General features: G+C 66.7%; 8 protein-coding genes and 1 pseudogene. All 9 read right to left on the bottom strand.

Going from position 1 to position 8,096, the window contains the following annotated elements; all coding sequences use genetic code 11:
• Positions 1 to 544: pseudogene (locus tag ADBZ5N_RS15655) on the bottom strand (hypothetical protein); the annotation flags it as partial.
• A gap of 25 nt (positions 545 to 569) precedes the next feature.
• Complete coding sequence (locus tag ADBZ5N_RS15650) at positions 570 to 929, bottom strand: YbaB/EbfC family nucleoid-associated protein (RefSeq protein ID WP_526258946.1); 360 nt, start codon at positions 927 to 929, stop codon at positions 570 to 572.
• On the bottom strand, positions 926 to 2,518 hold the full coding sequence (locus ADBZ5N_RS15645) for a PPE domain-containing protein (RefSeq protein WP_526258944.1): 1,593 nt from the start codon (positions 2,516 to 2,518) through the stop codon (positions 926 to 928). The genes ADBZ5N_RS15650 and ADBZ5N_RS15645 overlap by 4 nt, the downstream gene beginning before the upstream one ends.
• 28 nt (positions 2,519 to 2,546) lie before the next feature.
• Positions 2,547 to 3,965 (bottom strand): type VII secretion protein EccE, encoded by a 1,419-nt coding sequence (eccE, locus tag ADBZ5N_RS15640; protein ID WP_526258942.1) that lies wholly within the window; start codon positions 3,963 to 3,965, stop codon positions 2,547 to 2,549.
• A complete protein-coding gene (gene mycP, locus ADBZ5N_RS15635; protein ID WP_526258940.1) occupies positions 3,962 to 5,314 on the bottom strand; it encodes a type VII secretion-associated serine protease mycosin in 1,353 nt (450 codons plus the stop codon). Before mycP ends, eccE begins: the two co-directional genes overlap by 4 nt.
• 14 nt (positions 5,315 to 5,328) lie before the next feature.
• Positions 5,329 to 5,847: a cupin domain-containing protein gene (locus tag ADBZ5N_RS15630; protein ID WP_526258938.1), complete on the bottom strand. Its 519-nt coding sequence runs from the start codon at positions 5,845 to 5,847 to the stop codon at positions 5,329 to 5,331.
• Positions 5,848 to 5,964: 117 nt separating this feature from the next.
• Positions 5,965 to 7,200 carry a PPE family protein gene (locus tag ADBZ5N_RS15625; RefSeq protein ID WP_526258936.1) on the bottom strand — a complete coding sequence of 412 codons (1,236 nt, stop codon included), beginning with the start codon at positions 7,198 to 7,200 and terminating at the stop codon, positions 5,965 to 5,967.
• 8 nt (positions 7,201 to 7,208) lie between these two features.
• Positions 7,209 to 7,538, bottom strand: coding sequence for a PE domain-containing protein (locus tag ADBZ5N_RS15620; RefSeq protein ID WP_526258934.1), 330 nt, complete (start codon positions 7,536 to 7,538; stop codon positions 7,209 to 7,211).
• 50 nt (positions 7,539 to 7,588) lie between these two features.
• Positions 7,589 to 8,096: VOC family protein (locus ADBZ5N_RS15615; RefSeq protein WP_526258932.1), on the bottom strand; the 508-nt coding region annotated here is incomplete at its 5' end.

Raw genomic sequence — 8,096 nt, 5'->3', positions numbered from 1 at the left:
GCGTCGTCTGATCACCCGAATCCACTGGACCCGATGGCGAAGTTTTTTGCACCCCGGTGGCCAGGATCTGCTTTGCGGTGGCTGTGACGAGGCCGGTGTTGGCCCCGTAGGTGGTGGCGATCACCCGGTTGATTGCGGCGGTTCGCTCGTCGGCGTCGAGCGCGATGTCGTTCTGCAACTCGGTGATCGTGGCACTGGCGGCCTCGACGTTATCGGTGATCGCCGATTTGGCGTCCGCGATCACCCCGGCGATCTGGTTGTGCCAGCGGTTCGCGTCATCGGCGTCGTTGCGAAGGCCCGTCAACTGATCGATGTTGCGACCGAGTGCACCATCGGCGGCGTCGGCGGCCCCTCCGGACCAGATACCGCCCTCGAAGACCCGCACCTTCTGCTGCGCACTGCTGTCCAGCACCGCACCGAGTTGCCGGGACACCCCGGCGAACTCCTCCGACCGGGCAGCGAACTCGGCCTCATCGACCTCCGGCCACCCGCCAGGGCTGATCATCTGTTCGGCGAATCCGCCCGCCGGCCGCGCAATTGCCATGTTGTCCCGAAGATTTCGTTGCCGTTTAACCGTCGGCCGGGAGCGGTCCGACTTGCGCCTGCAGTGTCGCGGCGATATCGGCCAGCTTCGCCAGGAGTTGCTCTTGCTGCGCTTCGACGCCCGCGGTCGCGGCGGCCTGCGCGTTGCCCACAGCCTCATTGAGTCGCGCACCCACGGTTTCGGCCCCCAGGCGCAGCAAGCCGTCCTCGATGTAGAGGCCGGTCAGCCACTGGTGTCCGTTGAGGGTCACCTCGACGGTTCGCGCGTCGTCGGTTCCGGTGAACGTTCCGGTGCTCATCCCGTGCTTGAAGTCCTCGAGGGACGACTGTGCCAACTGGGCCTGCTGCAACACGGCATCCATATCCGGCATCTGCGGGTCTGTCATTTCGACTCCTTGTTGTCGGGTCCATCTTTGCGCCGGCGATTACCGATGACCGCCTCGGTCCACGGGCGATCCTCGGCGTAGAGGGCTTCCTCGTCCTGCTGGGCTCGCTTGGCCTTGCTGTCCTCACCCTTGCCGCCCTGGCCGGCCATCGGCGCCATGCCCATGCCGCCGCGGCCGCCCATCGCGGCACCGCCGGCCATCGCCCCGGCACCTCCCAGGTTCGGCACGCCCCGTCCGGCGCCGGAACCCGCGCCCTCGGCAGCCACCGGTGGTTGCAACGGCATCGACGGCACCCCGCCACCACCACCGCCGCCGACTGACGCGGCACGCATCCCCATCCCGCCGGCCGGTAGCTTGGACGAGCCAGCCCCCGCGCCAGCGAGCACCCCATCGGAAAGTGCCGCATCGGTCGGCACGTCCGACGGCATTTCGGGCATGGTGGGCAGTCCGGTGCCCAGGCCGCCAGGAGTCAGGCCATCAGTACCCGTGCCGTCACCCGTGCCGTCACCCGTGCCGTCACCCGTGCCGTCACCCGTGCCGTCACCCGTGCCGTCACCCGTGCCCGTAGACGTTTTCCGGACGGCTCGATACGCAGGGTCCGAAGGCTCGGTGGGTTTCATCCCGGATATTTCTGTTTCGAGACCGGCAATCACTCCGTCCGATGCACCTTGAAGGGCGTCGTTTAGCTTTTTCCTTCCGCTCCAGAGTTGCCGCTCCTTCAACGCGCCCAGGCTGTCCTTCGTGGGCGCGTTTACGATCTTCTCAACGTAGCTTGATGTGGACTCGCGTGGATGTTGCCAGTTCCCGCTATCGAAGTCGCTTCCGTCGAGGTCCCCGGATGAGTGATGTCTTCTCTTCAGGTAGTTAGCTTCGCCTTCTGCATGGCGGTATAAGGAGGAATGGAGGTTGTACTCGTTTTCGGTACTGTGCTTTTTGTAGGCCGTCACTACTTTTTTTATCTCGGCCGCCAAGCTGTCACAAGAATCCGCTAGCGATCTAATCCACTTGTTCTGGTTCTTGAAGTTCTTCTCGGCATCTTCCGCCGCCGTGCCGTCCCATATGTCAAAACCTTTCCCCAGTACCCGGTCACCGTCGCTTCGCAGCCAAACTCCGTAATCCGTCAGCGCCTGAGCGAAGCTTGTAAACGCGTTGCCGTTGTCGCCCGCATAGTAGATTTTCGATCTGTAGTAGTGGCCGGTGTCCCCGTCGTATCCCCCGCTAATGTCATCCGCTGTGGTGGCCATGTCGGTCGAACTGTCTTTTTCCGGCCTGGCAACTGGGTCGGCCGACGTCGCCCTGTTCTGGGTGATGGCATCAGCCTGGCCCTGGTCGCATTCCTCATATTCTTTAGCCGCGGTGATCAGTTCCTCCGCCATGAGGCGAAGTTCAACGTCTCCTTCTCTGACCGAGTCCCGGAGAGTATCGACGGAGTCCCAAATCTTGTTCCGGGCTCGCACAACAACATCCAGGGTGCACGGACCCTGCGGATAACAATCCTTGGGGAATGCATCCGCGAGCACAAACGTCTCTAGTAGCTTCGCCCTGGCCAGCAATTCGTCGGGTTCCACCTTCAGTTCAGGCTGCGTCATGTCCGAATCCTGTTCTCTTCGTTGGCCGTCACGAGTGCGCTGCCGAAGGCTGGTGCATGAGTGCTTCCACGAAGCGGCTCTCCCCGTCCAGGGAGATCGGCCGGATCGCCAAACCCTGGTGCCTCGGGGTGGCTATTTGGTTGTCTCGCAACACCACCCGGCCGATGCCGGGTTGCCCGCCGAGATGGGTGATGGCACCCGGCCACACCACCTGCGATGCCGCGCCGATGTCCGCGCCGATCATCTCGGCCAGTACACCCAGCGGGGATTCCAGGGTGACTCGCCCGCCTGCGGCGGCGGCGCGCACCGCAAACCAGACCGGGTTCTGTGCCTCGCCCACCACGACGCAGGAATCGACGTCGTCGAACGGTAGGTACACCCGGTAACCGTCGGGGTTCTCGCCCACCAGGACCCCGGCCGATCCGATCGGCACCGGCCAGTGCTGGTCGCCGAAGAGGTCCTGGCCGTCCAACGCCGCCCGTTGGGCCCCGGACAGCGGGGCGAATCCCTTCGGCTTCTTGCGTTTCGTCGCGGTGGTCAACAACACCGTGGAGCGCGGTGCGGCCCCGACGCCGATGCGGATCCGAGTAATGGTGCGATCCGCGGGCGCCGACCACCACACGTCCGGACCGCCCGCTGCGGTGAACGCCGCGGTCACCGAATCGGGTCCGCGCAGCCTCGACCAGTTCTCCCGTTCGAAGCTGATCATCGTGGCGGCGCTGAAATCGGTGAAGTCGGCGCAGCAGCGTGCGTCGATTCCGACTCCGGCCAACCGGTCGGCGATGCGCGTCGTCGAGGCCACCAGGTAGCGGGCCAAGCCTGCGGCGCCGGCATCGCGGCGCTGCGCCGAGTGCCGGGTGCGTAGTGGGTCGGCGCGCAGCAGCAGCCAGGTGCGGCGGCGCGCCGGTGCCGGGTCCGATCCGACGGCGTCGTCGTACATGCTCAGTACTTCGGCGGATGCGGTCGAGCCGATCCGGTACCCAGCACAGACCACGTCGGCCTCGAGGTCCGGGCAGTGCACCGCCAGCAACTGCTCCAGCATGGCGGTGTCGAGCACGTCTTCGCTTCGGGCCTGACCGTCGACGATCACGGTCGGGGTGAAGGGGCGGGCAATGAGTTCGATGAGCGCGACCAGGGTCTCGCCCTGCCAGCGCACGGCCACCGGATCACCCGGCAGCACGGTGGCGCCGACGGCGGCCTTCGACGCCGTCTCCGGCGCCCGGCGGCGTCGCCCGATCCACCCGAACAACGTCCGCACCCACCCGGTCAGCCGCCGTCCGCGGAAGGTGACCAATGCCAGCACGGCGGCCGCCGCCACCACTGCGATGGCCCAGCGTTGGTAGTGGGTGTCGAGGACGAGGAACACCAGAGCGGGGACCGCAATGCCGACGACGAGTGCGTAACCGGTGCTGAATCTCAGCCGCAGTGGGCTTCTGGAGATCCTCATCGGCGCTTCAGCGCCCGTCCGGCCAGAGCTACCAATGCCAGCGCCAATCCCAGGCCCAGGACCCCGGTCGCCACGGCGGTGATCGGCCCACGATCAGGCGGCGGCACCACGACCGGGGGCGGCAGCTGTTGGATAGTCGGCAGCGCTTCCCCGGGGCCGGTCGCAACGTCCCACGTGAGCGCATCGTGGGCATCGATGACGCCCGCGCCGACGGCATTGTCGACGCCGCCGCCGGGATTGCGCGCGGTGGATACGATCCGGTCGATGACCTCTGCCGGCGTCAACTCCGGAAAGCGTTGTCGCACAAGGGCTGCCACACCCGATACGTAGGCCGCGGCAAAGGACGTACCGGCGATCGGGACCGGCCCGTCAGCGCCCTGCAGGGCGTTCACCGGTTCGCCGTCACCGCCCAGGCCGGTGACGTCCTCGGCGGGTGCTGCCGCACCCACCCACGGACCCTGCATCGAGAACGGACTCGGCACGCCGGTCGGTGCAATACCACCGACCGTCAGCACCAGGGAGTCGTACCACGCCGGCGTGACGATCGTCTGGACGTCCTGCCAGCCGCGAGGATCGTTGGGCCCGGACAGGTCGATCGGCGGGTTCTGGGTGCAATCACCGCCGGTGTTGCCGGCCGCGACGACGACCACCGCGCCTTTGAAATTGACGGCGTAGTTCAGCGCTGCGCCCAGCGAGGCCTGATCGACCGGTCTGGCCACCTTGAAGCAGGCCGCTTCGCTGATATTGATCACACCGGCGTCGAGGTTGGCTGCGTGCACGATGGCCCTCGCCAGACTGCGAATCGACGCCGCCGCCGGAGTGGTGTTGGGGTCATTCGGGTCGACCTGCACGTCGACCGGTTCGAAGGCCTCCGACGTCTGACGCAACGAGATCAGCCGCGCATCGGGTGCCACGCCGATGAACGCATCCGTCGGGGCGCCCCGGCCGGCGATGATGGACGCGGTGATGGTTCCGTGCGAATCGCAGTCGGACAACCCGTCGCCGGCAGCGTCGATGAAATCGCCACCGGGTTCGGCCGGAACCCGCGGGGAGGCGTTCACTCCGGTGTCGATCACCGCCACCGTGACCCCCGCCCCGGTGGCGAACCGCTGTGCCCCACGGATGTCCAAATAGTCGTAGGCCCAGGGCGGGTCGCGGAATTCAGAATCCGGCAGCGTGGTCGGTTCCGAGCAGTAGCGACGTTGTTCGAAGGGTAACTCTGGCTCGACGGTGTCTGCCGGTGTCGCCTCGGGATCTATCTCGGGTGGGGGGACTGCCAGGGCTGGCGCCGCATTGAGCAGTATCAAGGCAAGCGCCGCCACCATCGCCAGGAAGCGCCGCACACCCATCACCGTCTTCGTCGTCAGCCCGGGCTGAATGCGCTGTCGATGGTGTCGGCGTTCGCGTCTTCGAGGGTCTTGTGGATGCGGCCGTCGATGTGGTTCGGCGGGGCGTAGATGGTGAAGATCTTCACCGGAACGGTCCCGGTGTTGCGAAAGTTATGGTCGGTGCCCGGCGTCACGACGACTACGTCGCCCGGGCCGACCGGTGTCTTCTTCCCGTCCAGACTCGCTTCGCCGGTTCCCGACTGGAAGAAGAAAGTCTGTTCGACGTTCAGGTGCGTTTCCTGGCCGACCTCGCCCCCCGGCGGGATGCTCATCACCACGAGTTGGGATTTCGTCCCCGTGAACAGCACCCGCCGGAAATCCTGGTTCTGCGCTGCGGCCTGGGTGATGTTCCCGGTGAACGCCGCGATCTGGGCGGGGGGTGCGCCCTGGGCAGCTGCCTGATCGGGGGATTGCGACATCGCGATACCGAATCCCGCTGCGGTCACCGCCGCGCCCGCGATGGCAGCACCTGCGATTGCCAATGCGGGTTTCATTGGCGGAATAGTAGCGGCCCGATACCTCCGCAGGGATGGGTGAAATTACTCGAATTCGGCTGAGCCCTGGCAAGACCTTCGGGGGCCGGGAAACCTAGAAACTCGCCCTCACCACCCTCACCAGTCGTCCTCGTCGGACTGGTTCACGCCGTCATCCTCGTCGTCATCCTCCCGGCCGAGTGGCATCGCGATCGCCGGTGCTGAACGCGTACCGCTGGACTGCCCGCCGGCGCCCATCGCGCCTAGCGGGGCGGCACCGGAGCCCATGGCCGAGGATCCGGCCGCGCCACCGGTTGCGGCGGCCGGGGTGGGGGCTGCCGCCGGGTCGGATCGGCCGAGGAATTCGGCCAACAGGGGAGTGCGGGGCGGTGATCCGCCGGCTCCGGGCAGCGAATCCGCCCGCAGCATCCCCGCGCCGACACTCGGACCCGATCCGCCGGCCAGCGGGTGAGTGGACCCCGGATTGGCGCCCAGTAGACCGATCTGATCGGCCGAGTCCTCCTGCGGGTCGGCCGTCGGATCACCACCCAGACCACCCTTGCCGCCGGCCCGCTGAATCAGCTGCTGCAACTGCTGAAACGACTGCTGACCGAACTGACTCATCTGCTGCATCGGTCCGCTGAGTTGTGTGGCGAACTGGTTGAGTTGCTCCAACGACGGCAATTCGGCGTTACCGATTTGCGACGCCAGGTCGGTCAGAGTGGTGCGGAGAGTGTCGGCGAGGCTGTCGGCCAGAGACGGGGCTGCGGTCTCGGCGGCGGTCTCAGCGGCGTCGGCGGTCGTTTTGGCCAACCTGCCGACGGCGTCGGCCACGTCACCCACGGCGGGAGCGAGGATCGGCTTAGCCGGGGTCAGTGGCGCGAAGATGGTATTGGCCGCCGTCTCCGCCTGGTAGACGTCCATCGCTGTGGCGGCCTGATTCCACATCCTGACGAAGTAGTCGGTTTCCTTGAGGCCGATCGGCATTGTGTTGATACCGAAGAAGTTGGTGGCTGTCAGTACCGCGCGGGTGACGTGGTTCACCGCGATATCGGGCAGCGTCGGGGTGATCCCCAACGCGGCGGTGTAGGCCGCGGCTTGAGCGGTAGCCTGCGCTGCGCGCTGCTCGGCCTGCCCGGCGGCGGTTTGCAGCCAGGTCACCATCGGTGTCGCCGCGGCGATGGCTCGCTCGCTGCTGGCCCCGGTCCATAACTGCTGCAACGACTTCAGGGCGACATCGAGTTCGGTGGCCTGTGCGGTCAAGGCCGTGGCCAGAGCCTGCCACCCGGCGGCGGCCTGCAGCATGGGCGCCGGGCCCGCACCCATCATCAGCCGGGCAGTGTTGACTTCCGGCGGCATCGCATGCCAGAGCACGGCGGCTACTAGGTCGACGCGTCGATGACGTTGCCGGCCTCATTCAGGCGTTCGCCCTCGGCGGTATCGGCCGCGGCGAACGTGCCGGCGATTCCGCTTATTGCCGCACCGGCGCGGGTGATCTCCTGCTGTGCCGCCTCGATCAGACCCGCCATCTCGGTGCCCTCTGCGGCGAACGCCGCCGCCGCCTGTGCGGACACCTCATCGGCTCCGGCGGGGGCAAGGCCGGTCAGCGCCGCCGCCGCGGCAGCTGTACTCGCCAGTCCTTGCGCACCGGCGGCGGCGACCGCGCCGCCGATGGCCGCCACGGCTTCGTTCTCTTGGGAAAAGTTCTCCATGCGTACTCCTTGTGTTTTGGCGCTTCGTCTTCTGTCGAGAAGTTAGGACTTCAGGACAGCTTGGGGTAGGTCGCGGGATCGAAGAAGCTAGTGCCGGCGACATAGCCGCGTCCCGGTGACAAGTCCGGCGGTGGCCCCGTCTCGGTGCTGCCGTCAAAGCTCAACTCCAATTGCACGCCCGAGGGGTCGAAGACGAACAACTGCCAGGTGGTTGTGCCGGGCACCAGGAATTCGCGCCACTGCAGCCCCGCCGCTGTGAAGCGGTCGATGAAGCCGCGGTAGTCGTGGCAGGTCAGCGTCACATGGTCGATCGCGCCGGAGCCCAGCACGGTGGCGCCTTCGGGGCCCAGTGCCGGGCCGCCGGCGTAGATGTGCACGATCGCGTGCCCGCTTGGGCCCGGCACACCCAGCCAGGCGCCGGGATAGCCAAAATCAGGCCGGGACACCGAAACCAGCCCGATCACCTTGGTGTAGAAGGCGAGCGTCGCGGTCAGGTCATTGGTCTTGATCGCCACATGGGACAGCCCGTCGACCGCGGGTGCGTCCGGGGATGGGGAG

Origin of the sequence: Mycobacterium sp. (assembly GCF_044370595.1) — a bacterium.
In the GTDB taxonomy this organism is placed as follows: Bacteria; Actinomycetota; Actinomycetes; order Mycobacteriales; family Mycobacteriaceae; genus Mycobacterium.
The sequence above is the reverse complement of the archived record's forward strand: the minus strand, read 5'-3'. Positions and strand labels throughout refer to the sequence as shown.

Excerpts from the sequence above, each read along its gene's own strand:
- ADBZ5N_RS15645 (WP_526258944.1), bottom strand. The coding sequence starts at position 2,518 with ATGACGCAGCCTGAACTGAAGGTGGAACCCGACGAATTGCTGGCCAGG.
- ADBZ5N_RS15650 (WP_526258946.1), bottom strand. The coding sequence starts at position 929 with ATGACAGACCCGCAGATGCCGGATATGGATGCCGTGTTGCAGCAGGCC.
- ADBZ5N_RS15630 (WP_526258938.1), bottom strand. The coding sequence starts at position 5,847 with ATGAAACCCGCATTGGCAATCGCAGGTGCTGCCATCGCGGGCGCGGCG.
- mycP (WP_526258940.1), bottom strand. The coding sequence starts at position 5,314 with ATGGGTGTGCGGCGCTTCCTGGCGATGGTGGCGGCGCTTGCCTTGATA.
- eccE (WP_526258942.1), bottom strand. The coding sequence starts at position 3,965 with ATGAGGATCTCCAGAAGCCCACTGCGGCTGAGATTCAGCACCGGTTAC.
- ADBZ5N_RS15620 (WP_526258934.1), bottom strand. The coding sequence starts at position 7,538 with ATGGAGAACTTTTCCCAAGAGAACGAAGCCGTGGCGGCCATCGGCGGC.